Annotated in this window: 25 protein-coding genes and 1 pseudogene; 16 read left to right on the top strand and 10 right to left on the bottom strand. The window is 72.7% G+C overall.

The window, feature by feature from the left end; genetic code table 11:
- The first annotated feature begins 47 nt into the window (after positions 1–47).
- From GA0070622_RS30825 to GA0070622_RS30805, 5 genes are all read left to right on the top strand, one after another.
- Entirely contained in the window at positions 48–875 is an 828-nt protein-coding gene (locus tag GA0070622_RS30825) for an ABC transporter permease (protein WP_091583242.1), read from the top strand.
- Positions 876–1619, top strand: a complete 744-nt coding sequence (locus GA0070622_RS30820) for an ABC transporter ATP-binding protein (RefSeq protein WP_091583239.1) — start codon at positions 876–878, stop codon at positions 1617–1619.
- Complete coding sequence (locus GA0070622_RS30815; RefSeq protein WP_091583235.1) at positions 1616–3619, top strand: DUF5941 domain-containing protein; 2004 nt, start codon at positions 1616–1618, stop codon at positions 3617–3619. The genes GA0070622_RS30820 and GA0070622_RS30815 overlap by 4 nt, the downstream gene beginning before the upstream one ends.
- A gap of 16 nt (positions 3620–3635) precedes the next feature.
- Positions 3636–5825: a bifunctional glycosyltransferase/CDP-glycerol:glycerophosphate glycerophosphotransferase gene (locus GA0070622_RS30810; RefSeq protein ID WP_091583231.1), complete on the top strand. Its 2190-nt coding sequence runs from the start codon at positions 3636–3638 to the stop codon at positions 5823–5825.
- Between the two features lie 158 nt (positions 5826–5983).
- Complete coding sequence (locus GA0070622_RS30805; RefSeq protein WP_091584281.1) at positions 5984–7303, top strand: ABC transporter ATP-binding protein; 1320 nt, start codon at positions 5984–5986, stop codon at positions 7301–7303.
- A 52-nt stretch (positions 7304–7355) separates the two neighbouring features.
- On the opposite strand, the gene GA0070622_RS30800 is transcribed toward GA0070622_RS30805, so the two are convergent.
- The gene (locus GA0070622_RS30800) at positions 7356–7892 is read right to left on the bottom strand and encodes a TetR/AcrR family transcriptional regulator (protein WP_245666924.1); all 537 of its coding nucleotides are present in this window, start codon (positions 7890–7892) and stop codon (positions 7356–7358) included.
- 65 nt (positions 7893–7957) lie between these two features.
- Here GA0070622_RS30800 and GA0070622_RS30795 point away from each other — a divergent pair, with 65 nt between their 5' ends.
- Positions 7958–8365: a nuclear transport factor 2 family protein gene (locus tag GA0070622_RS30795; RefSeq protein WP_091583221.1), complete on the top strand. Its 408-nt coding sequence runs from the start codon at positions 7958–7960 to the stop codon at positions 8363–8365.
- A gap of 3 nt (positions 8366–8368) precedes the next feature.
- Here GA0070622_RS30795 and GA0070622_RS30790 read toward each other — a convergent pair whose 3' ends face one another.
- Positions 8369–8572 (bottom strand): hypothetical protein, encoded by a 204-nt coding sequence (locus tag GA0070622_RS30790; RefSeq protein WP_091583217.1) that lies wholly within the window; start codon positions 8570–8572, stop codon positions 8369–8371.
- Here GA0070622_RS30790 and GA0070622_RS33370 point away from each other — a divergent pair.
- Positions 8546–8701, top strand: coding sequence for a Scr1 family TA system antitoxin-like transcriptional regulator (locus GA0070622_RS33370; protein WP_245666922.1), 156 nt, complete (start codon positions 8546–8548; stop codon positions 8699–8701). The genes GA0070622_RS30790 and GA0070622_RS33370 overlap by 27 nt on opposite strands.
- A complete protein-coding gene (locus GA0070622_RS30780; RefSeq protein ID WP_091583214.1) occupies positions 8692–8880 on the top strand; it encodes a DUF397 domain-containing protein in 189 nt (62 codons plus the stop codon). The genes GA0070622_RS33370 and GA0070622_RS30780 overlap by 10 nt, the downstream gene beginning before the upstream one ends.
- Before the next feature lie 24 nt (positions 8881–8904).
- Here the strand turns inward: GA0070622_RS30780 and GA0070622_RS30775 are convergent, their stop codons facing one another.
- The 3 genes and pseudogenes from GA0070622_RS30775 to GA0070622_RS32775 all read right to left on the bottom strand — a co-directional run.
- The gene (locus GA0070622_RS30775) at positions 8905–9234 is read right to left on the bottom strand and encodes a hypothetical protein (RefSeq protein ID WP_141684650.1); all 330 of its coding nucleotides are present in this window, start codon (positions 9232–9234) and stop codon (positions 8905–8907) included.
- A gap of 60 nt (positions 9235–9294) precedes the next feature.
- Positions 9295–9678, bottom strand: a complete 384-nt coding sequence (locus tag GA0070622_RS32780; protein ID WP_176710616.1) for a YybH family protein — start codon at positions 9676–9678, stop codon at positions 9295–9297.
- A 42-nt stretch (positions 9679–9720) separates the two neighbouring features.
- Positions 9721–10386: pseudogene (locus tag GA0070622_RS32775) on the bottom strand (nucleoside/nucleotide kinase family protein); the annotation flags it as partial.
- 227 nt (positions 10387–10613) lie between these two features.
- Here GA0070622_RS32775 and GA0070622_RS30765 point away from each other — a divergent pair.
- The gene (locus tag GA0070622_RS30765; RefSeq protein WP_091583206.1) at positions 10614–11483 is read left to right on the top strand and encodes a sulfotransferase family protein; all 870 of its coding nucleotides are present in this window, start codon (positions 10614–10616) and stop codon (positions 11481–11483) included.
- Between the two features lie 52 nt (positions 11484–11535).
- Here GA0070622_RS30765 and GA0070622_RS30760 read toward each other — a convergent pair whose 3' ends face one another.
- Complete coding sequence (locus tag GA0070622_RS30760; RefSeq protein ID WP_091583201.1) at positions 11536–12060, bottom strand: hypothetical protein; 525 nt, start codon at positions 12058–12060, stop codon at positions 11536–11538.
- A gap of 110 nt (positions 12061–12170) precedes the next feature.
- Between GA0070622_RS30760 and GA0070622_RS30755 the strand changes: the two genes are divergently transcribed.
- Genes GA0070622_RS30755 through GA0070622_RS30745 form a run of 3 tightly spaced genes read left to right on the top strand, consistent with a single transcriptional unit; the run spans position 12171 to position 14541 of the window.
- Complete coding sequence (locus GA0070622_RS30755; protein ID WP_091583197.1) at positions 12171–12575, top strand: GntR family transcriptional regulator; 405 nt, start codon at positions 12171–12173, stop codon at positions 12573–12575.
- Entirely contained in the window at positions 12572–13480 is a 909-nt protein-coding gene (locus GA0070622_RS30750) for an ABC transporter ATP-binding protein (RefSeq protein WP_091583194.1), read from the top strand. Before GA0070622_RS30755 ends, GA0070622_RS30750 begins: the two co-directional genes overlap by 4 nt.
- The gene (locus GA0070622_RS30745) at positions 13477–14541 is read left to right on the top strand and encodes an ABC transporter permease (RefSeq protein WP_091583190.1); all 1065 of its coding nucleotides are present in this window, start codon (positions 13477–13479) and stop codon (positions 14539–14541) included. Before GA0070622_RS30750 ends, GA0070622_RS30745 begins: the two co-directional genes overlap by 4 nt.
- 3 nt (positions 14542–14544) lie before the next feature.
- Here the strand turns inward: GA0070622_RS30745 and GA0070622_RS30740 are convergent, their stop codons facing one another.
- Complete coding sequence (locus GA0070622_RS30740) at positions 14545–15657, bottom strand: FAD-dependent oxidoreductase (protein WP_091584276.1); 1113 nt, start codon at positions 15655–15657, stop codon at positions 14545–14547.
- Between the two features lie 30 nt (positions 15658–15687).
- Here GA0070622_RS30740 and GA0070622_RS30735 point away from each other — a divergent pair, with 30 nt between their 5' ends.
- The 4 genes from GA0070622_RS30735 to GA0070622_RS30720 all read left to right on the top strand — a co-directional run bounded on the left by GA0070622_RS30735 (position 15688) and on the right by GA0070622_RS30720 (position 20120).
- Positions 15688–16416: a TetR/AcrR family transcriptional regulator gene (locus GA0070622_RS30735; RefSeq protein WP_245666920.1), complete on the top strand. Its 729-nt coding sequence runs from the start codon at positions 15688–15690 to the stop codon at positions 16414–16416.
- A gap of 66 nt (positions 16417–16482) precedes the next feature.
- Positions 16483–16950, top strand: coding sequence for a DUF4442 domain-containing protein (locus GA0070622_RS30730; protein ID WP_091583186.1), 468 nt, complete (start codon positions 16483–16485; stop codon positions 16948–16950).
- Positions 16951–16998: 48 nt separating this feature from the next.
- Positions 16999–17751, top strand: a complete 753-nt coding sequence (locus GA0070622_RS30725; protein ID WP_091583183.1) for a beta-phosphoglucomutase family hydrolase — start codon at positions 16999–17001, stop codon at positions 17749–17751.
- Positions 17748–20120, top strand: a complete 2373-nt coding sequence (locus GA0070622_RS30720; RefSeq protein WP_091583178.1) for a glycoside hydrolase family 65 protein — start codon at positions 17748–17750, stop codon at positions 20118–20120. The genes GA0070622_RS30725 and GA0070622_RS30720 overlap by 4 nt, the downstream gene beginning before the upstream one ends.
- A 45-nt stretch (positions 20121–20165) precedes the next feature.
- On the opposite strand, the gene GA0070622_RS30715 is transcribed toward GA0070622_RS30720, so the two are convergent.
- From GA0070622_RS30715 to GA0070622_RS30705, 3 genes are all read right to left on the bottom strand, one after another.
- Positions 20166–20345: a hypothetical protein gene (locus tag GA0070622_RS30715; RefSeq protein ID WP_091583174.1), complete on the bottom strand. Its 180-nt coding sequence runs from the start codon at positions 20343–20345 to the stop codon at positions 20166–20168.
- Positions 20346–20407: 62 nt separating this feature from the next.
- On the bottom strand, positions 20408–20755 hold the full coding sequence (gene trxA / locus GA0070622_RS30710; protein WP_091583171.1) for a thioredoxin: 348 nt from the start codon (positions 20753–20755) through the stop codon (positions 20408–20410).
- Positions 20725–21117 carry a MerR family transcriptional regulator gene (locus GA0070622_RS30705; RefSeq protein WP_091583168.1) on the bottom strand — a complete coding sequence of 131 codons (393 nt, stop codon included), beginning with the start codon at positions 21115–21117 and terminating at the stop codon, positions 20725–20727. The genes trxA and GA0070622_RS30705 overlap by 31 nt, the downstream gene beginning before the upstream one ends.
- Between the last annotated feature and the right edge of the window lie 55 nt (positions 21118–21172).

The raw sequence follows: 21172 nt of genomic DNA, 5'->3' as shown, positions 1-21172 counted from the left end.
CGGTCGACGGCCGCCACGCCGACGATGAACGGCGCGACGATGGCCCGGTGACGTCCGCCGTCGCGGCGCTCTGGTCCGCCCGCACCTCGCTGCGCATCCTGGTCCGGCGGGATCTCGCGGTGAAGTACCAGCAGTCGCTGCTGGGCTACTTCTGGTCGCTGATCGAGCCGCTGGGCATGGGCCTGATCTACTGGTTCGTCTTCGGCGTGCTCTATTCCGGCGCCACCCGACGGCACCTGGGCGAGGCGGCCGGTTCGTACCCGCTGTTCCTGATCACCGGGATCTTCGCCTGGATGTGGGCCAGTTCGGCGCTGACCGAGGCGGCCAACGCGCTCACCGGGCAGTCCCGGCTGATCACCACCATGAACCTGCCCCGACCGATCTTCCCGATCGGGCGGGTCGCCGGCCGGTTCGCCGAGTATCTGGCCGGCCTGCCGATCCTGGTCGCCATCGCGGCGCTCTACGCGGCCCACGGGAAGATCCACCCGGGGTGGAACCTGCTCGCCCTGCCGCTGGCCGTCGCGGTGCAGTTCACGCTGCTGGTGGGCCTGGCCCTGCTGCTGTCGGCGGGCAACGTGCTGATGCGGGACATCGAGCGGATCATGCGGCTGGTGATCCGGCTGCTGTTCTACGCCACCCCGATCATCTATCCGCTGAACCTGGTCCGGGACTCCGGCATGCCCGGCTGGCTCAAGGTCGCGTACGAGCTGAACCCGCTGGTCGGGATCTTTCAGTTGCACCACGCGATCTGGTATCCGGACGAGTTCCCGGACGCCCGGCTGCTCACCGTCACGGTGGTGGGCAGCGGGCTGGTCCTGGCGCTCGGCTGGTGGGCGTTCCACCGCCTCGAACCGGCCGTGCTGAAGGAACTCTGAATGACGGCGATCATCGAGGCGGACGGGCTGGGCATCCGATTCGTCCGCAACCGGCGCCGCCAACTGCGGCTGCGGGAGCTGATCGTGCACCGGGGCGCGCGCGACCCGGACGCGGGCCGGTTCTGGCCGCTGCGCGACCTGTCGTTCCGGGTCGAGCCGGGTGAGACGGTCGGCGTGGTGGGGCGCAACGGCACCGGCAAGAGCACGCTGCTGCGACTGATCGCCGGTGTGCTCATCCCGGACGAGGGCACGATCGCGGTGCACGGCCGGGTGGCGCCGCTGCTGGAACTCTCCGCCGGCTTCTCCGGCGACCTGACCGGCCGGGAGAACCTCTACCTGGTGGGCGGGCTGCACGGGCTCTCCCCGGCCTACCTGCGGCGGCACTTCGACGAGATCGTCTCGTTCGCCGGTGAGCAGGTGGAACGCGCCATCGACACGTCGGTGCGGCACTACTCGTCCGGGATGAAGGTGCGGCTCGGTTTCGCGGTGATCGCGCACCTGCCGCACCCGGTGCTGTTGGTGGACGAGGTGACCGCGGTCGGGGACGCGGAGTTCCGCGCGAAGTGCTATGCGACCATCGAGCGACTTCTCGCGGAAGGGCGCACGCTGGTGCTGGTGTCACACAACGACAAGGACCTCACCCGGTTCTGCCGTCGGGGGCTCTACCTCGACGCCGGACGACTGATCGTCGACGGGACGATCGACGAGGCGCTGGCCGCCTACGCCGACGCGGCGCAGCGGTGACGCTCGCGATCGTGCTCGCCGCCGGACCGGCGGCGGGCCGCCCCACCGAGGGCGGGGAACCGCCGGCCGACCGGCTGGCCGCGCAGTGGCGCCGGGCCGGGGCGGACGACGTGCGGATCGCCGCCGACCTGGCCGAGCTGGCCGACCTGGTGGCCGGCGCGACCGGCCCGGTGCTGGTCAGCGGCGTCGACCTGGTGGCGCACACGGCCGTACTGAAGCATCTCGCGACCAGCCCGGTCGGGCCGACGGTGGCGCTGGTGCTCACCGATCCGCCGGCGGCCGGGCAGGCGACGGTGCGCGAGGAGCGAGGGCAGGTGGTCGAGGCCGGCGCGGTCGCGGACGCGACCGGCGTGTTCGGCGGCGCGCTGCGGGTCGGCCCGGCCGACCTGCCGGCCCTCGCCGAGGCCGCCCGCCGGGCCGCGGGCGGCATCCCCGCTCCGGCGTCCGCGCCGGACCCGCGACCGACGGAAACGGCGTCCGCGCCCGGGGTCGGCGCCGTCGGGGGCGGGCCGCTCGCCGACCTGGACCGGTTGGTGGCCGACCTCGCCGCCCGGGGCACCCTGATCTTCGCCCACCGGGTACGCCTGCTCGTGGCGCACCGGGCCGGCGACGCGGCGCAGCGGCGGGCCGCCGAGGCGCAGGTGGCGGCGGTCGACGAGGACCGGGCCGAGCTGAAGCTGTCGGTGAAGGAGCGGGACGACTTCTTCACCACGTTCTTCGTCAGCACCTGGTCCCCGTACGTGACGAAGGCCGCCGCCCGGATCGGGATCGGCCCGACCGGCGTGACCATGGTGTCGGTGGCGTTCGCGGTGGCGGCGGCGGTGCTGTTCGGCGTCGGCGGACGGCCCGCGCTGGTGGCCGGCGCGGTCCTGCTCTACCTGGGCTTCGTGCTCGACTGCGTGGACGGGCAGCTGGCCCGCTACACCCGGCACTTCAGCGCCTGGGGCGGCTGGCTGGACACCATGGCCGACCGGTTCAAGGAGTACGTGGTCTACGCCGGCCTCGGCTACGGGGCCACGCACGCCGGGTTCCGGTACGGCTGGGCGCTGGCGCTGGCCGCGATGACGTTGCAGACCGTGCGGCACATGACCGACACCTGGTACGGCGCGCTGCACGACGAGGCCGCGCGCCGGCCGAAGGTGGTGACCGGGGACGCGGGCGGCATCGGCGGGAAGCTGAACGCGGCGTCGACCCGGGTGCAGGCGGACACCGGCTCGGTCTCGTACTGGCTGAAGCGGACGGTGGTGTTCCCGATCGGCGAGCGGTGGGCGCTGATCGCGCTGGCCGCCGCGCTGTTCGGCCCGCTGGTGGCGCTCTGCGCGGTGCTGGTCTGGGGCACGTTGGCGTTCGCGTACACCGGGGCGTTGCGGACGCTGCGGGCCCGCTGGATGAAGGTGCCGGTGCTGACCACGGTCGACGCCGGCCTGCACCGGGACGACGGCCTGCTGACCCGGACGCTGCCGACCGCGCGCCGGCCGCTGCTGGTGGCGGTGGTGGCCGCGCTCGGCGCGGCGGGGCTGCTGGTCTGGGCGCTGTGGGCGGTGCACGGCGGGCGGGACCTGCCGCACTGGGCGGCGGTCTTCGTCCTCGTGCTGCTGCTGGGCGCCGCCCAGGGCGCGCGGGCGCCGCACGCCGGGGCGTTGGACTGGCTGGTGCCGGCCGCGCTGCGGGCCGCGGAGTATCTGTTCGCCATCGCGGTCGGGGTGGCCGGGCGCGCGCCGGCCTGGCTGATCTTCGCCTACGTCCTGGTGCTCACGCTGCACCACTACGACCTGACCGCCCGGCTGGAGAAGCGGCAGTCGGCGCCGCCGCTGCACGCCGTCACGCTGGGCTGGGAGGGGCGTTCACTGCTGCTGGGGATCGCGCTGATCGCCGGAATTGCGAGTATCGCTCTGGCTACACTCGGTACGTACCTTCTTGTGGTTTTCGTCGCGAGTGTGGTCCTCGCCTGGGTGGTCCTGCCGGCCCGTGCCCGTGGGGGTGCCCCCTCGCCGGGCTGACGGAGGGCGGGCCGGGATGACGCTGATCAGCTTCGTCGTGCCGGCCTACCGGGTGCAGGGCTACCTGCGGGAGTGTCTCGACTCGATCCTCGACCAGCCGTTCGGCGACCTCGAGGTGATCGGGGTGGACGACGCGTCCCCGGACGACAGCGGCGAGATCCTGGCCGAGTACGCGGCCCGCGACGCCCGGGTCCACCCGGTCCGGCTCGCCGAGAACGTCGGGCTCGGTCCGGCCCGCAACATCGGGCTGGACCGGGCCGTCGGCGAGTACGTGTGGTTCGTCGACGGGGACGACTGGCTGGTGCCCGGCTGCCTGCCGCACGTCGCCGACCGGCTCCGCGACACCCGCCCGGACGTGCTGCTGGTGGACCACGTCCGGGCGCACTGGAACAACGTCGGCACCCGCAGCGCCATGCGTGACGTCTTCCCGGAGCCACCCGGCGCGACCACGTTCGCGCTGCGGGACCGGCCGGAGACGCTGCGGCTGCTGCACACCGCCTGGAACCGCCTGGTCCGCCGGGAGTTCCTGGTCGAACGCGGGCTCCGCTTCGAGCCGGGCTGGTACGAGGACGTCTCGTTCAGCTATCCGGCGTTGATGGCGGCCGACCGGATCGGGGTGCTGGACCGGGTCTGCCTGAACTACCGGCAGCGCCGCACCGGGGCGATCACCCGGACCCGGGGCGACCGGCACTTCGAGGTGTTCGCCCAGTGGCACCGGGTGTTCCGGCTGATGGACCGGTGGGGTCCGGCGGTGGCCGGGCTGCGGCCGGCGATCTTCGAGCGGATGGTCTGGCACCACCTGACCGTGCTCGGCAACGGCGACCGGATCGCGCCGGAACTGCGGGCCCCGTTCTTCGCCCAGATGCACGCCGACTACGTCCGCTTCCTGCCGCCCGAGGGTTATCCGGTCCCGCCGGGCGTGGAGGGGCTCAAGCACCGCCTGGTGGCGGCCGGGCGGTGGCGGACGTTCAGCGCGTTGCGCGAGGCCCACCAGGCGGGGGAGGTCGCCCGGCGGACCGCCGTGGGAGCCCGCCGGCGGGTGGCGCCGGTGGTCCGGCGTACCGCCCGGCGGGCGCGGGACACCGCGTTGCGCGAGTACTACCGGGCCGAGCTGCGCCGGCCGATCGACCCGACGCTGGCGGTCTACGCGGCCTACTGGTACCGCGGTTACTCGTGCAACCCGGCCGCGATCTACGAGGCCGCGCGGCGGCTCGCGCCGCAGGTGCGCGGGGTGTGGATCGTGCGGCGGGACCGGGTGGCCGCGTTGCCGCCGGGGGTGGAGTACGTGATCGCCGGGACGCGGGAGTACCACCGGGTGCTGGCCCGGGCGCACTGGCTGGTCAACAACGTCAACTTCCCGGACTTCGTCCGCAAGCGCCAGGGTTCGGTGCACGTGCAGACCCACCACGGCACGCCGGTCAAGGTGATGGGGTTGGACCAGCAGCGCTTCCCGGTCGGCGCGATGGGGATGAACTTCGCCGGGCTGCTGCGCCGGGTGGACCGCTGGGACTACAGCATCACCTCGAACAGCTTCTCGACGCAGATGTGGGAGCGGGCGTACCCGGCGGACTACACCACGCTGGAGGTCGGCTACCCGCGCAACGACCGGCTGGTCCGGGCGACGCCCGAGGAGTGCCGCCGGGCCCGCGCCGCGCTCGGCCTGGGAGCCGACGAGTACGTGGTGCTCTACGCGCCGACGCACCGCGAGCACCTGCCCGGCTGGCGGCCACCGTTCGACCCGGACCGGATGCGCGACGTGCTCGGCCCCGCCGGACGGCTGCTGATGCGCAGCCACTACTTCCACGACCGGGAGCGTCACCCGGGGGGACCGGCGGCGGACGGCGTGCTGGACGTGAGCGCCCACGACCGGGTGGAGGACCTCTATCTGGCCGCCGACGTGCTGGTCACCGACTACTCCTCGGCGATGTTCGACTATGGCGTGCTGGACCGGCCGATCGTGGTCTACGCCCCGGACTGGGACGCGTACCGGGTGGCCCGGGGCGTCTACTTCGACCTGCTCGCCGAGCCGCCGGGCGCGGTGGCGGTGGACTTTCCCGGGCTGCTCGACGTGTTCCGCTCCGGCGCGGTCGACGACGAGACGGCCCGGCGGGCGCGGGCGGCGTTCCGGGACCGGTTCTGCGCGCTCGACGACGGGCGCGCCGCCGAGCGGGTGGTGCGGCGGGTCTTTCTCCACGAACCGGCGTGAAAAAACGGTTACTGGCCGGTCACTTAACTGTGAGGTCCGGCGAAGACCGCTTAATAGGACTGTCACGAGACGAACATGGCACGTTTACCCGATGTGCGGATCCGATGATCCTGGTCACAGTCATTGCCGGGTTCGGGCGAGCGACTGGGGAGGTGACGGTGACCACCGTCGCGCTCAAGGATGTCACCAAGGTGTTCCAGGACGGAACGATCGCGGTCGACACCATCAATCTGGACGTCAACGACGGCGAGTTCATGGTGCTGCTCGGCCCGTCGGGCTGCGGCAAGTCCACCGTGCTGCGGATGGTGGCCGGGCTGGAGGATCCCACCTCCGGCGCGGTCATGCTCGGTGGTGAACTCGCCAACGACCTGCCGCCGCGGGACCGGAAGATCGCCATGGTCTTCCAGGACTTCGCGCTCTATCCGCACATGACCGTCGGTGACAACATCGGCTTCCCGTTGCGGCTCTCCGGGGTCGAGCCCGGGCCGCGTGGCGAGCGGATCCAGGACGTGGCCGGCGCGCTGGGCATCGGCGACGTGCTCGCGCGCAAGCCCAGCCAGCTCTCCGGCGGCCAGCGGCAGCGGGTCGCCATGGGCCGGGCGATAGTGCGCCGCCCCGGCCTCTTCCTGATGGACGAGCCGTTGTCCAACCTGGACAGCGGGCTCCGCGCCGAGCTGCGGGCGGAGATCTCCGGCCTCACCCGCGAGCTGGGCGTCACCACCATCTACGTCACCCACGACCAGGCCGAGGCGCTCACCATGGCCGATCGGGTCGCCATCATGCGCAAGGGCGTGCTCCAGGACGTGGGCACCCCCACCCAGGTGTACGGCCGGCCGGCCACGCTCTACGTCGCCGCCTTCCTGGGCAGCCCCCGGATGAACCTGCTGGAGGCGTCCGTCTACGTCCACCTCGACCGGTACGTCGCGCTGAACCTCGGTGAGCAGGCGCTCTACCTGCCGTGGGACGACATCCGCAGCCGGGCCGTGGCGCACTACCACGGCGAGCGGATCGTGGTCGGCATGCGGGCCGAGGCGCTCACCCCGGTCGCCCCGGACACCCCGGGCGACGTGCTGCACGGCCGGATCCGCTACCTGGAGCACCACGGCCACGAGTCGCTGGCCTTCCTCGACATCGGCGCCACCGCGATCGTGGTCGACGAGATGGGCACCCCGGTCGAGCGGGCCGCACCCGGGCAGCGCAGCCTGCGCCGGTTCGGTCAGGTGATGCAGCGGCTGACCGGTCGCGCGGCGGAGTCCGCGCCCGCCGCGGCCCCCGCACCCAACGGCGGTGGCGGTGGCAACCGCACCAGCGTGCTGCCCGACCCGGGCCGGCACCACCGCCGCCCGGCGGAGCTGGCGGTACGGCTGGCGCCGTACCCGCAGGTGGCCTCCGGGCATCCGCTCGCGGTGCAGGTGCGGATGGACGCGCTGCACTTCTTCGACGAGCGCGGCGACCGCATCGACGTCGGCTGGCGCTGAGATGTAAGGAGGGGCCCCCTGTTAACGCATTCTGCATAGGAGGGGGCCCCTATTAACACCCCTTCAGGCCGGCGAAGACAACCGCGAGTGTGCGGGCTTGCAGGTGGTCGTCCCACCCGCCGTGCAGGGCGCCCTGACACAGGCTGGCCAGCAGCGCCATCACCTCGGGCAGCCGGACCGACGCGGCTACCGCCCCGGCGTCCTGGGCCTGGGTCAGCAGCCTCCCCACCGCGTCGCTGAGGTGGCCCAGCGCGTCCGGAACCCGGATGTCGATCCCGGACCCGGCGAGCAGGTCGACGGCGGCCTTCTTCGCCGCGGCCTGAGCCACGGCATGCCCGAAGAACGCGAAGAGGTCGCGTTCGCCGGCGTCCTCGACCAGTTGCGCGAGCAGCCGCTTCATGATCGCGGTGAGCAGGTCGTCCTTGGTGGGGAAGTGGCGGAAGACCGTGCCGATGGCGAGGCCCGCCCGACGCGCCACCTCCTCCGTGGAGGCGCGCGTGCCGAACTCGGCGAAGACCGCCTCGGCGGCGTCGAGGATGCGTGCCCGGTTGCGCTGCGCGTCGGCACGTAGCGGCGATCCCTCTACCAAAGTGAGTCTCCACTCATTATTGTGGGGGACAAGTCGAGTCATCGCTCATTATCCAGGAGGCGGACATGACGCCAGCCGAGGTCTTCGACCGCATGCGAGCCCGGTGGCTCGCGAACCTGCCCACCTACGAGGCGGGCTCCCTCGCCGACGACGTGGTGATCGAGACGCCGTTCGCCGCACCCGGCCACCCGACGCGCACCGAGGGGAAGCGGCAGGTCCTCGACTGGACCCGAGCCGCTCGGGCGGAGTTCCCGGTCCGGTTCGACGACTGCCGCAACGTGGTCGTGCACGAGACCGTCGACCCCGACGTGATCGTGGTCGAATACGAACTGGTCGGCACGCACACGACGACCGGGGTGACCGCTTCGGCGCCGTTCATCGGGGTGCTGCGGACCCGGGACGGCAAGCTCGCCCACTGGCGCGAGTACCAGCACACGCTCGCCATCGCGCAGGCCATGCAGCCTCCGCGATGACGCCTACCACCCGCCGGGCGGCGCGACGATCGGGCGGCGGTGCGGGCCCCAGGCGACGAACCGGGTGAACATCTCGGTCGGCGACGGCGCGTCGTCGGGATTGAGCCGGTAGAGGTCGCGCGTCGCCTCGTAGAGCAGCCCGCACAGGTAGATGGCCAGGCCGATCCGGACGGTGACGATGTGGGCTACCTCGACAATCAGTTGCACGGCACCATTGTGGAGCGGACAGCAGACGTAAACTCGCTGCGGCAGACCTGGGAGTCCGTCCGCGCGGAGGCCATGCCGCACGGGGCGACCCTGGCGGTGATCTCGGAGGCGGCGAAGCGATGGAGCTGACCGGCGCGACCTGGCGTAAGAGCACCCGCAGCAGCGGCAACTCCGGTGACTGCGTCGAGGTGGCCGACAACCTGCCCGGCGTGGTCGGCGTCCGCGACAGCAAGGACCGGCAGGGGCCGGCGCTGACGTTCACGCCGGCGAGTTGGGCGGCGTTCGTCGCGTACACCAAGCGTTCCTGACGGTCGCCGTCGTCGCGGCGACCGTCAGCAGGAACTCAACCGGTCGATCGGAATCGTCATGCTCGCGCTCAGGGCCATGGCGAGCACGGAGACGGCGAGCCACGGCCAGGGGTTCGGGAAGTGGCTCCACCTGCCGCCCCAGGCGAGCGCGATCGACAGGGCCGCCGCCAGCAGCATCACCACGCTGAGCAGGAAGAGGACGATCCTCGCCTGTTGGAACGAGTCGGCCGTGTCGTTCGGACACGGTGCGGTGGGCGCGAGGAACGGCAGGCAACTGAGGCAGCCGAGCAGGGTGAGCAGTCCCGACAGCACGGTGACCACCGTCGCTGCCGTCGTCGCCGCGCGGGATCGCATTGCTCCGACGGTAGGCACCGAAGGTCTCGCGGGTGACACGACCGGGCAACGGTGTCGGCCTCAGCCGGCGGCGGCGGTCCGCTGTTCCGGCGCGAACGGCCACTCCTCGAAGGACCTGCACCGGCCGTCCTCAACGAACCGCATGATCCACAGGTCCTGCCACTCCTGGTCGGCGGGGTCGCCGTAGCGCACCTGCACCCGGGCGACCCCGGTGTCACCGTCGACGGCGACGACCCTCCCGGTCATCTCGAAGACCTCGTCGGGGCCCTCGCGCTCGCTCTCCCACATCCGGGCGATGGCGGGAAGGCCGACGACCGGCTCCCGGTACGGCCCCTGCCGGTAGGTCGCATCGGCCGTGAAGATCGAGTCGAGCGCCGCCGTTCCCGGTGTCCGCCACGCCTGTTCGTACGCCGCGATCCAGTCGGCCACCTGCTTCCTGTCCATGGTCGCCAGCTTGCCACCCGAGGAGCGCGGCGCGCGGGAGGTCCGGGTCTGCCAGGCCGGCTGCCGGGGGTCGTCGTTGTGCACGACGACGTCGGCGCGCTCGGTCGGGCGGGCCCGGGAGAAGTAGAGCCGCTGGGCGGGGAGGTAGCGCTCGCGCCACCGCCGTTCCACGTCGGCCCGGGTCGACACGTGGCGCTCCCGGACCACCGCGCGGTCCACGGTCCGGTCGGGCGCGGTCGACACGAAGACGCGCAGCTCCCACCGGTCGATCAGTTCCGGCCGCAGGAGGAAGACACCGTCGACGATCAGCACGGCGTCGGCGGGTGCGGTCGTGACCGGCGGGGCCAGCACGGTGTCGGTGCGGTGGTCGTAGACCGCGTGCTGGAAGCGTCGGTCCCCACCCGGGCCGAGCGGATCGAGCAGGACCCGGTTCAGCGCGCCGTGGTCATGGGTGTCGACGTAGCAGCCCTCGGCCGAGTATTCGCCGCGCCGGTAGCGCAGCGCCCTGGGGAAGAGGAAGTCGTCGACCGTGGCCCGGATGACGAACCGGCCCCGTGCGCGCAGGACCGCCGCCAACTCGTCGGCGAGCGTGGTCTTGCCGGTGGCGGGCGGCCCGTCGACGGCGACCCGGACCGGGTGCGCGACGGTGACTGCTCCGACCGCGTCGGCCAGTCGGCCGAGCAGGTCGCCACGGGTGCCCCGGTCCATGTCCCGCCCCGTCCCGGTCGCGCGAGTTGTCCATGCCGAGTCGACCCTATGCGCCCAGCCGTGGGGTACCGGTGCGACGACAACTCGCTTGCCCGGACATCAGGCGGAGCGATTGACTGCCTGCCATGCCGTCCCCCTCCCCGGTCCTCGTCGCCGGTACGGGTCGCTCGGGAACGTCACGGATCGCCGACATCATCGGCCAACACCCGTTGATCCACCGGATCCCCATGGAGACCAGGTTCCTCGTCGACCCCGGTGGCCTGCGGGACCTGACCGACGCGCTCACCGATCGGTACGACCCGGTCGTGGCCGAGGACGCCCTGCGCCGACTCGGCGAATTCCTCACCGTGCGACTGCCCGGCCGGCGGGACGATCGTGGCAGGACCGTCCCCGAGTTGGTCGGCGAGCGGCGCTACCGGGACGCCGTACACCAGCTCTGGCCCCAGTTGATCGCGGAAGTGTACGACGAACCCGCGCCCCCGGAGGGGTTCGGGAACGGCGACCGGCCCGCGGGACCGTTCGCGCCGGTGAGTCGCCGGCGGGTGCTGCCCCGATACTTCCATGACCGGAGCGAGCTGGTGGCGATCCTCCGGGGCCTGGTCGACACCCTGTTCGGTGGGGCGGCCGCCGACGCGGGCAAGCCGACCTGGTGCGAGAAGACGCCGTTCAACCTGCTCAACATGGACTTCCTCTGGGAGCTGCTGCCCGAGGCGACCATCGTGCACATCACGCGTCACCCGGTCTCGGTGCTCGCCTCGCACCTGGACCAGCCGTGGGCGCCGCCGACCGTGGACGGCGTGCTCGCCTACCTCAAGCCGGTCTATCACCGGTGGCTGGCCTGGAAGCAGGCGGCCGACCTGGCGGGCCGGCGCTACGTCGAGGTGAAGGCGGAGGACCTGGCCGCCGACTGGCCCGGGCAGCGGCGCGCCCTGTTCGAACGGCTGGGGGTGGACGACGTCGTCACCGCGTCCACGTTCCAGTCGCACCGGCTGACGCATCGCGCCGACCAGTTCGACGACGAGACCCGCAGGTCCATCGAGGAAGCTCTCGGCCCGGTCATCCCCGCCATGGGATACGAGTCCGGCGCGGCTTCCTGACCTGACCCGAGCGGGACCGGGCCCTCACCCCGGGACGGCCGGCCCGGGCGGGTCACGCCCTGCGGCGTAGTTCGCGGAGCACGCCGTGCCGGCGTAGCGCCCACGCCAGGCGCCGTGCGCTCGGGTGCCGGACGAACAGCACCGCCGCCCGGCGGATCAGGCCGAACCCGTTGTCGCTCACCTGGTCGTCGACCGCCCGCCAGATCAGCTCGCGCACGTCGGCGCTGTCCAGCACGGCCCGCACCTCCCGCCGTACCGCGGGGTCCTCGGCCGCCGACGTGACGGCGGTGACCCGGCCCGGCCGGTCGGCGATCGGCTCCACCGCCGCGGCGACGAGCGGTCGGCGTACGGTGTCCCGCTCCAGCAGCAGCAACACCGCCTCCCGGACCTCGGTGGTCTCCAGGCCGGAGCGCAGCAGGCCCAGCAGGCTCCGCTCGACCTCGCGGTCGCGGTCCGGGAGCGACAGCGCGGCCAGCAGGACGGTCACCTCGTCGAGGTCGACGAGGTGGCGCAGCCCGTCGCGGAACTCCGGCAACGCCCAGGCCACCGTCAGCCCGCGTGCGAGATCGCGGTTCATGGGCGTCTGGCTACCCGGAGGCGGCGGTCGCCGAAACGCCGTGCGGGCATTGCCATGTTGCTTAACTGGTGTTCTACTGAACCATAACAATCTGACGGAGGGTCACCAGGGTGATCAACTTTCATGTCGACCGGTCCAGCAGCGTCCCCGCGTACGCCCAGCTGGTGCGTCAGGTCCGCGAGGCGCTGCGGATCGGGACACTGCGACCCGGGGACCAACTCCCCACCGTGCGCAGCGTGGTGACGTCGTGCACGGTCAACCCGACCACCGTGCTCAAGGCCTACCGGGAGCTGGAGCTGTCCGGCCTGGTGGAGGCGCGGCAGGGGGCGGGCACCTTCGTCAGCGGGACGCTCGGCCACGCCGATCCCCATGTCATGGCCCGACTGCGTGGCAGCCTGGCCCGGTGGCTCGGCCAGGCCCGGGAGGCCGGCCTGGAGGACGAGGACGTCCAGGCGCTGCTCGCCTCGGTGATCGGGGAGAACGCGGCGCTCCGGAACAAGGAGGGCGCGGCGTGAGCGGCCAGCCGGTCGCCGTCGAGGCCCGCGACCTCAGCCGGCGCTACGGCGCGGTGTGGGCGCTGCGGGATTGCGGCTTCGCGTTGCCCGCGAACCGGATCGTGGCGCTCGTCGGCGCGAACGGCGCGGGCAAGTCGACGCTGCTGAGCATCATCGCCGGCACGTTGGCGGCCAGCAGCGGCACGCTGCTCGTGCACGGCCGGCCGGTGGCGCGGGGCCGGTCCACCGACGGGGGCGGCAGGGTCGCGATCCTGGCCCAGGACAAGCCGCTCTACCGCGACTTCACCGTGTCGGACATGCTCCGCTTCGGCCGGTCGACCAACCGCGTGTGGGACCAGCGGCGCGCGCTGTCGTGGCTGAGGCGCTTCGACGTCCCCCTGGACCGGCGCTGCGGCAAGCTGTCCGGCGGGCAGCGGGCGCAGGTCGCGTTGGCGGTCGCGCTGGGCTCCCGCCCGGCGGTGCTGCTGCTGGACGAACCCCTCGCCAACCTGGACCCGGTGGCCCGCACCGAGGTGACCGGCGAGTTGATGGCGGAGGCCGCCGAGGACGACATGACCGTCATGCTGTCGACGCACATCATCGCCGAGCTGAGCGGCGTCGGTGACCACCTGCTGCTGCTCGACGCGGGTCGGCCCGTGCTCACCGGCGACGTCGAGGACCTGCTCGACGGCCACGTCCGGATGACCGGACCCCGCGCCGACCAGCCGCCCGGCCCGGGCACGGTCGTCCAGGCGCAGCACACCGAACGCCAGTCCACCTTCGTCCTCCGGCGGCCGGCGGCACCGACGGCGCACGCCGTCGTGGCACCCGGCTGGACCGTCCAGCCCGTCGCCCTGGACGAGCTGATCCTGACCTACCTCCGGGCGTCGTCCCGGGCGCCGCACGAGCGGGAGGCAGCCGCATGAGCCAGGCCACCGAGGTGTCCACCGCCGCGAGCCACCAGGACGACCTCGGGTACGCCGGTGGCGTACGCGGTCTGCTCTGGCTGACCTGGCGTCAGCACCGCTGGACCCTGATCGGCACGTTGATCCTGGCGGCGGTCCTGGTGGGCTGGATGACCTACCTGTCGGTGGAGCTGACCAGCCTGTGGCACCAGTGCCACGAGACGTTCTGCCCGGAGGACTCGCCGCAGGGCCGGCGGCTCGGGGGATCGTCCCCCCTGGTCATGACCCTGGCCGCCCTGTCGTTGGTGGTGCAGTGGATGCCGCTGCTGATCGGTGTGTTCGTCGGCGTCCCGGTGCTGACCAGGGAGCACGAGCAGCGCACCCTGCTGCTGGCCTGGAGTCAGGACGTCTCCCCGCAGCGCTGGCTGTGGACCAGGCTGGCACTGCTCGGCCTGTTCGTGGCCGCCGTGACCTCGGCCGTCGCCGGCGTCAGCGACCATCTGGAGCGACTCCAGGCCCGGCTCGCCCCGGTGACCCTGTTCGACTACGGGCCGTTCATCAACACCGCGATGCTGCCGGCGGTGATCAGCCTCTGCTGGTTCGCGGTGGGCGTCGCACTCGGCGCCGCGATCAGGCGCACACTCCCCGCCGTGTTCGGCGTGATCGTGGGCTTCGTCGGCCTGTCCTACCTGGTCCGGTGGCGCTACCCCACGCTGAGGGAGCCGCTGACCGCGCACCGGCCCATCGGCGGGCCGAACCTCGACGTGCTGCGCGACAACGCCCTGGTCGTCAAGGGTGGATTGATCAACTACGGATTGGACGGGCCGTCCGGCGCGTTCGACCCCTCCGGGCGTGAGCTGAGCGGCGTCGAGCTGCAACAGCTCTGTCCGCCCGACAACGGCACCGGCCGGACGCTCGCCTGCTTCGCGGAGCACCACCTCCAGCAGCACATCCAGTACCAGCCGGGCAGCCGGATCCCCGAGTTCCACCTGATCGTCGCCGGCGGCTACCTGGCCCTGGCCGCGCTGGCGCTCGTCGCCGTCTGGTGGCTCGTCCGCCGCACCGACCTCAGCGCGGGTTGACCCTCAGGTCCCGGTGGGCCGCGGGGCGAAGAAGCGGACGATGTCGTCGGCGGCGGTGGGGGACAGCATCATCGCGTGCACCCGAGCCGACATCTCGGCGATCGGGCGGATCCGGGCGAACATCGCCTCCTCGTACGCCCGGATCGCCGCGTCGGGGTCGGCGGGCGCGGCGGCCAGGCGGACGGCGAGGTCGGCGGCGTCGCGCATCGCCTGGTTGGCGCCCTCGCCGACCGGTGGCAGGAGGTGCGCGGCGTCACCGATCAGGGTCACGCCCGGGCGGTGGGCCCAGCGGATGTCGGTGGACATGGCCTCGATGGTGCGTGGCGCCGGCGAACCGTCCGCGGCGTGGATGAGCGCGGTGAGGCGGGGGTGCCAGTCGTCGAACAGGTCGAGCAGGGCGCGCTTGCGGCGGTAGGTGTCGACCGGGTGGCCGACCGCCGGTAGGGAGACGCCGACGCGGATGCGGCCGTCGCCGAGGCGTTGCGCGGACAGGACCTGCCGCGCGCCCATGCCCCAGAGGTTGCCGGGACCGACCATCTCGGCGACGTCCGGGTGGTCCCGGTCCGCGTCCCGGATCGTCAGCTCCACCAGGGTCGAGATGGCGGACGGTGTGGCGTCGGTCAGCAGCGACCGGACGACCGAGCGTGCGCCGTCCGCGCCGATCAGGAGGTCGCAGTCGGCGCGGTGACCGCCGTCGAACGTCAACCCGAAGCCGCCGGCGGGGTGCGGCGACACGGCGACGAGCCGCCGGTGCCAGGTCACCGCGTCGGCGGGGAGCGAATCGAGCAGGAGGTCCCGGAGCGCCCCGCGGTCGATCTCGGGGCGGCCGGCGAAGGAGCCCGGATCCGGCCTGTGGTGCACGAGGGTGCGTCCGGCCGGGTCGAGGATGCGGTGTTCCTCGCCCTGCGGTCGCGCCTCGGACCGGAAGCGCTCGGTCAGCCCCGCGTCGGCCAGGGCCCGCTGCCCCGACTCCGGGTGCAGGTCGAGCGAGCCGCCCGGGGCCCGTGCGGACCGGGTCACCTCACGTTCGTAGACCACGGCGTCGATGCCGTGCCGGTGCAGGATCCGGGCCAGCGTCAGGCCGCCCAGGCCGCCGCCGACGATCGCGATGCGCATCCGCGCCTCCCTTGCCGTACACTGTATTTCGTGGATACACCGTACGGTAGCGTGCCGTTGCCGGTCTGGGAACGGCCCGAGCCCCGGCCGCGGGCGACGCCGGTGCCACTGACCCGGGCGCAGATCGCCGACGCCGCCGTCCGACTCGCCGACGCGGGCGGCCTGGAGGGGTTGTCGGTCCGCAAGCTGGCCAGGGAGTTGGGTGTCGGGCCGATGCGGCTCTACGACTACGTGGCGAACCGGTCCGAACTGCTCGACCTGATGGTCGACGCCGTCTACGCCCAGATCGCCGACGCCGACCGGCACACCGGGTGGCGCGACACGGTGCTGGCGGTCATGCGTCGGACCCGCGCCGCCGCGCTCGATCACGAATGGTTCCCCGACCTGCTCGGCGCGCGGCCCCACCTGGGGCCGCACGCGCTCGCCGTGGCCGAGACGACCGCCGCGGCGCTCAGCCAGGCCCCGGGGGTACGCGACGTGGACGACCTCCAGCGGGCCCTCGGCGCGCTCAACGCGTTCCTCGTCGGTGCGCTCCGCCGGGAGATCGCCGAGCGGCGCACCGCCCGCGCGACCGGCGCCGACCTGCCCGCCTGGCAGGCCGCCCACGGCCCCTACCTGACCCGCATGCTCGACACCGGCCGCTATCCCACCGTGGCCCGACTCGTCGTCGACGGCGCCCACCTCGACGCCGAGGACACCTTCCACCGCAACCTGACCACCGTCCTGGACGGCGTCGCCGGCATGGAGCACCCGGCCTGATCCGCCGAACCGAAGGAGCGGAGGGCCGGGCTTGCCCGGGTTGTTACTGGCGAGTAGCGTTCGGGCATGTCCATCGACTCTCGCCAGGTGGCGGCCGGTCTCCTCGAAGCCGTGCCGTTCGCCCGCACGCTCGGAATCGAAATCGTCGAGGTGGCGCCCGAGGCCGAGGGCGGGGTCCGGGCCGTGGTCCGCCTCCCCGACGACCCGGCGCACCACAACCACGTGGGCGGCCCGCACGCCGGCGCCATGTTCACGCTGGGTGAGACCGCCTCCGGTGCGGTGGTCCTGGCCGCGTTCGGGCAGGTGCTCGACCGGGCCGTACCCCTGGCCGTGACCGCGACCATCCGCTACCTCAAGGTGGCGATGGGGCCGGTGCGGGCCACCGCGCGGCTCGGGCGTCCGCCCGCCGACGTGCTGGCCGAGCTGGACGCCGGCACGCGGCCCGAGTTCCCGGTCGAGGTGGAGATCGGCACCGAGGACGGCACCGTGACCTCCGCGCTCACCGTCACCTGGACGCTGCGCCCCAACCGCTGACGCGTCGAATCGGGTTTGCCCGGCCGACGGCCTGGATAGATTCAGGCAATGCTGGGCCTACCCGCGCACGTGACCGCGTGTCTCTTCGATCTGGACGGTGTGCTGACGCAGACCGCCAAGGTGCACAACGCCGCCTGGGCCGAGACGTTCGACGCGTTCCTGCGACGCCGGTCGGCCGAGACCGGCGAGCCGTTCCGCCCGTTCGACAGCGGACCGGACTACAACCGGTACGTGGACGGAAAGCCCCGCGCCGACGGCGTGCGATCGTTCCTGGCGTCACGCGGCATCACGTTGCCCGAGGGCGCGCCGGACGACCCGCCGGAGGCGGACACCGTCAACGGCATCGGCAACCGCAAGAACGTCGTGCTGCTCCAACGGATCGAGCACGACGGGGTCGAGGTCTACGACGGCTCGGTGCGCTACCTGGAGGCCGCGACCCGGGCCGGGCTGCGCCGGGCGGTCGTCTCGGCCAGCGCCAACTGCGCCGCCGTGGTGCACGCCGCCGGGCTGGACCGCTGGTTGGAGGCGCGGGTGGACGGGGTGGTCGCCCGCGAACGCGGACTGCGGGGCAAGCCGCACCCGGACACGTTCCTCCAGGGCGCGCGGCTGCTCGGCGTCGAACCGGCGAACGCCGCCGTCTTCGAGGACGCGCTCGCCGGGGTGGCGGCTGGTCGGGCCGGCGGCTTCGGGTACGTGATCGGCGTCGACCGGGTCGGCCAGGCCGACGAGCTGCGCGCGCACGGCGCCGACGTGGTGGTCACCGACCTCGCCGACCTGCTCGCCACGGAGCCGGCCGCGTGATCCGCGAACGGGCGTACCCGGTCGAGCCCTGGCACATCCGCGAGGTGCGCCTCGACATGGACGTGCTGGCCCAGTCCGAGTCGGTCTTCGCGCTCTCCAACGGCCACATCGGCCTGCGCGGCAACCTCGACGAAGGGGAGCCGCACGGCCTGCCCGGCACCTACCTGAACTCGTTCTACGAGCTGCGCCCGCTGCCGTACGCGGAGGCCGGCTTCGGCTTCCCCGAGTCCGGGCAGACCATCGTCAACGTCACCAACGGCAAGCTGGTCCGGCTGCTCGTCGACGACGAACCGCTCGACGTCCGCTACGGCGAGCTGCTCGCCCACGAGCGGGTCCTCGACCTGCGCGCCGGCACCCTCCAGCGGGAGGTGCACTGGCGTTCACCGGCCGGCCGCGAGGTCAAGGTCCGCAGCACCCGGCTGGTGTCGTTCACCCAGCGCTCGGTCGCCGCGATCAACTACGAGGTGGAGGCGGTCGACGGGCCGCTGCGGCTGATCCTCCAGTCCGAGCTGGTGGCGAACGAGTCGCTGCCGCCGCAGAGCCGCGACCCCCGGGTCGCCGCCGTGCTGGAGTCACCGTTGCAGGCCGAGGAGGAGCTGACCACCGACGACGGCGGCCTGCTCATCCACCGCACCAAGGTCAGCGGACTGCGGGTGGCCGCCGCCATGGGCCACGACGTGACCGGCCCGGAACGCACCACCATCGAGTCCGAGGGATACCAGGACTGGGTCCGCACCACGATCGGCTGCGTGCTCAAGCCCGGCCAGACGCTGCGCGTGGTCAAGTACCTCACGTACGGCTGGTCCAGCCGGCGGTCGCTGCCGGCGCTGCGCGACCAGGTCGGCGCGGCGCTCGCCGCCGCCCGGCTCGACGGCTGGGACGGGCTGCGCCGGGCGCAGCGGGAATACCTGGACACGTTCTGGGACGCCGCCGACGTGCGGGTGGAGGGCGACCCGGAGGTCCAGCAGGCCGTCCGGTTCGGGCTGTTCCACGTGCTCCAGGCCGGCGCCCGCGCGGAACGGCGGCCGATCTCCGCCAAAGGCCTCACCGGCCCCGGGTACGACGGGCACGCGTTCTGGGACACCGAGATGTTCGTGCTGCCGGTGCTCACGTACACCCAGCCGGGCGCGGTGCGGGACGCGTTGCAGTGGCGCTACGCCACGCTCGCCCAGGCGCAGGAGCGGGCCCGCACCCTCAACCTCGACGGCGCCGCCTTCCCGTGGCGCACCATCGAGGGGCCCGAGTCGTCCGCGTACTGGCCGGCGGGGACCGCCGCGTTCCACATCGCCGCCGACATCGCCGACGCGCTGCGCCGTTACGTGCTGGTCACCGGCGACGAGGCGCTGGAACGGGAGATCGGGCTGGAACTGCTGGTGGAGACCGCCCGGCTGTGGCGGTCGCTCGGCCACCACGACCGCGCCGGTCGGTTCCACATCGACGGGGTGACCGGCCCGGACGAGTACACCGCCGTGAAGAACGACAACGTCTACACCAACCTGATGGCCCAGCGGAACCTGCTCACCGCCGCCGACTGCGCGATGCGCTACCGGGACCAGGCGCTCGACCTCGGCGTCACCGAGGAGGAGGCCGCCGCCTGGCGGGACGCCGCGAACGACATGCACGTCCCGTACGACGCGGACATCGACGTGCACGAGCAGGTGGAGGGCTTCACCCGGTTGCAGGAGTGGGACTTCGAGCACACGCCGCCGGAGAAGTATCCGCTGCTGCTGCACTACCCGTACTTCGACCTGTACCGCAAGCAGGTGGTCAAGCAGGCCGACCTGGTGCTGGCCATGCACTGGCGGGGCGACGCGTTCAGCCCCGCCGAGAAGCTGCGCAACTTCACCTACTACGAGCGGCGCACGGTCCGCGACTCGTCGCTGAGCGCCTGCACCCAGGCGGTGCTGGCGGCCGAGGTCGGCTTCCCCGAGCTGGCCCACCGCTACCTGCGCGAGGCCGCGCTGATGGACCTGCACGACCTCAACGAGAACACCCGCGACGGGGTGCACATGGCGTCCCTGGCCGGCGCCTGGATCGCGCTCGTCGCCGGCTTCGGCGGGCTGCGCGACCACGACGGGACGCTCTCCTTCACGCCCCGGCTCTCCAGTCGGCTCAGCCGCCTGGAGTTCTCGCTCCAGTGGCGGTCCATGCGGTTGCGGGTCGACGTCCGGCCGCACCAGACCACATACTCGCTGCGCAACGGCGGCCCCGACACGGTGCTGGACCTGCTGCACCACGGCCAGCCGCTGCGGGTCACCTGCGCCCGGCCGGTCACCGTGCCGGTGCCACCGGCCCACCCGTCCGGCCCGCAGCCGGAACAGCCGCAGGGTCGGGCCCCGCTGATGCACCTGCCGGAACACCTGAGCTGAGCGGCCCCGCCGCACGTGTCGGCGGGGCCGCCCGGTGCCAGTACCTCAGAACTGAGGGCCGTTGGACGGACGCCCGCCGGCGTCCCGCGGCGCGGTCGCGCGCGGGTCGTCGGAGGTACGCGCCACGGCGGCGCGGTCGGCCCACTCCGGTGAGCGCTCCAACTCCTGCTTACGGCGTTCCTGGTCGCTGAGTTCCCGCTCCCGGGACCTGTCCTTCTTCGCCATCGGAGATCCTCGCGATCGATCGGGGTCCGTGGTCACCCCGCGCGTTCCCGCCCGGCGGCGGCTCAACCGTCCAGGTGACCGGCGAAGCTCTGCCGGAGGTGGTTCTTCGGCCGCGAACCGACGATGGAGCCGACCACCTCGCCGCCGCGGAAGACCAGCATCGTCGGGGCGGACATCACCTGGTAGGCCCGCGTGGTGGCCGGATTCTCGTCGGTGTTGACGGTCACGAAGCGCAACGCGTCACCGAACTCCTCGGCCAGCTCGGCCAGGTGCCTGGACACCACCCGGCAGGGCGGGCACCACTCGGCCCAGAAGTCGACCACCACCGGCCGGTCGGCGGCCAGCACGGCGGTCGCGAACGTGGCGTCCGTGACCGCCGTCAACCGGCCGGTCTGCGTGTCCTGAGGCATGTTTCCTCCCGATGGGCGATCGCGCGGGCGAGCTGGTCGTGCAGGCGGCGGCGGACCGCGCCGAGCCGGTCGAGGTAGTCGTCCACCTCGGCCAGCTTGCGGCGCAGCACCGCCACCGAGTCGGGACAGACGTCGCCGGAGTCGTGCCCGGCGCGCAGGCAGGCGACGAACGGCCGGATGTCGTCCAGACCGAACCCGATCGCCAGCAGGGAGCGGATCTCGTGCACGACGCGCAGCTCCGCCTCGTCGTAGACCCGGTATCCGTTGGCCGACCGGCGCGGCCGGACCAGCCCTTGTGTCTCGTAGTAGCGCAGGGTCCGGGCGCTCGTGCCGGCCCGCTCCGCCAGCTCACCGATCCGCATGGGCGTTCCCCCGTCCGTCTCTGGTGCCGACGCTAAACCTTGCCGCCGACGTCAA

Origin of the sequence: Micromonospora sediminicola (genome assembly GCF_900089585.1) — a bacterium.
In the GTDB taxonomy this organism is placed as follows: Bacteria; Actinomycetota; Actinomycetes; order Mycobacteriales; family Micromonosporaceae; genus Micromonospora; species Micromonospora sediminicola.
This window is presented reverse-complemented; position numbering and strand designations above follow the sequence as displayed.

Bases quoted from the DNA above. Each gene is read 5' to 3' on its own strand.
- GA0070622_RS30740 (WP_091584276.1), bottom strand. From the start codon at position 15,657: ATGCGCATCGCGATCGTCGGCGGCGGCCTGGGCGGCCTGACGCTGGCC.
- GA0070622_RS30795 (WP_091583221.1), top strand. From the start codon at position 7,958: ATGACGCCAGCCGAGGTCTTCGACCGCATGCGAGCCCGGTGGCTCGCG.
- GA0070622_RS30810 (WP_091583231.1), top strand. From the start codon at position 3,636: ATGACGCTGATCAGCTTCGTCGTGCCGGCCTACCGGGTGCAGGGCTAC.
- GA0070622_RS30715 (WP_091583174.1), bottom strand. From the start codon at position 20,345: ATGGCGAAGAAGGACAGGTCCCGGGAGCGGGAACTCAGCGACCAGGAA.
- GA0070622_RS30760 (WP_091583201.1), bottom strand. From the start codon at position 12,060: ATGAACCGCGATCTCGCACGCGGGCTGACGGTGGCCTGGGCGTTGCCG.
- GA0070622_RS30730 (WP_091583186.1), top strand. From the start codon at position 16,483: ATGTCCATCGACTCTCGCCAGGTGGCGGCCGGTCTCCTCGAAGCCGTG.
- GA0070622_RS30820 (WP_091583239.1), top strand. From the start codon at position 876: ATGACGGCGATCATCGAGGCGGACGGGCTGGGCATCCGATTCGTCCGC.
- GA0070622_RS30775 (WP_141684650.1), bottom strand. From the start codon at position 9,234: ATGCGATCCCGCGCGGCGACGACGGCAGCGACGGTGGTCACCGTGCTG.
- GA0070622_RS30725 (WP_091583183.1), top strand. From the start codon at position 16,999: ATGCTGGGCCTACCCGCGCACGTGACCGCGTGTCTCTTCGATCTGGAC.
- GA0070622_RS30765 (WP_091583206.1), top strand. From the start codon at position 10,614: ATGGAGACCAGGTTCCTCGTCGACCCCGGTGGCCTGCGGGACCTGACC.
- trxA (WP_091583171.1), bottom strand. From the start codon at position 20,755: ATGCCTCAGGACACGCAGACCGGCCGGTTGACGGCGGTCACGGACGCC.
- GA0070622_RS30705 (WP_091583168.1), bottom strand. From the start codon at position 21,117: ATGCGGATCGGTGAGCTGGCGGAGCGGGCCGGCACGAGCGCCCGGACC.
- GA0070622_RS30745 (WP_091583190.1), top strand. From the start codon at position 13,477: ATGAGCCAGGCCACCGAGGTGTCCACCGCCGCGAGCCACCAGGACGAC.
- GA0070622_RS32780 (WP_176710616.1), bottom strand. From the start codon at position 9,678: ATGGACAGGAAGCAGGTGGCCGACTGGATCGCGGCGTACGAACAGGCG.
- GA0070622_RS30780 (WP_091583214.1), top strand. From the start codon at position 8,692: ATGGAGCTGACCGGCGCGACCTGGCGTAAGAGCACCCGCAGCAGCGGC.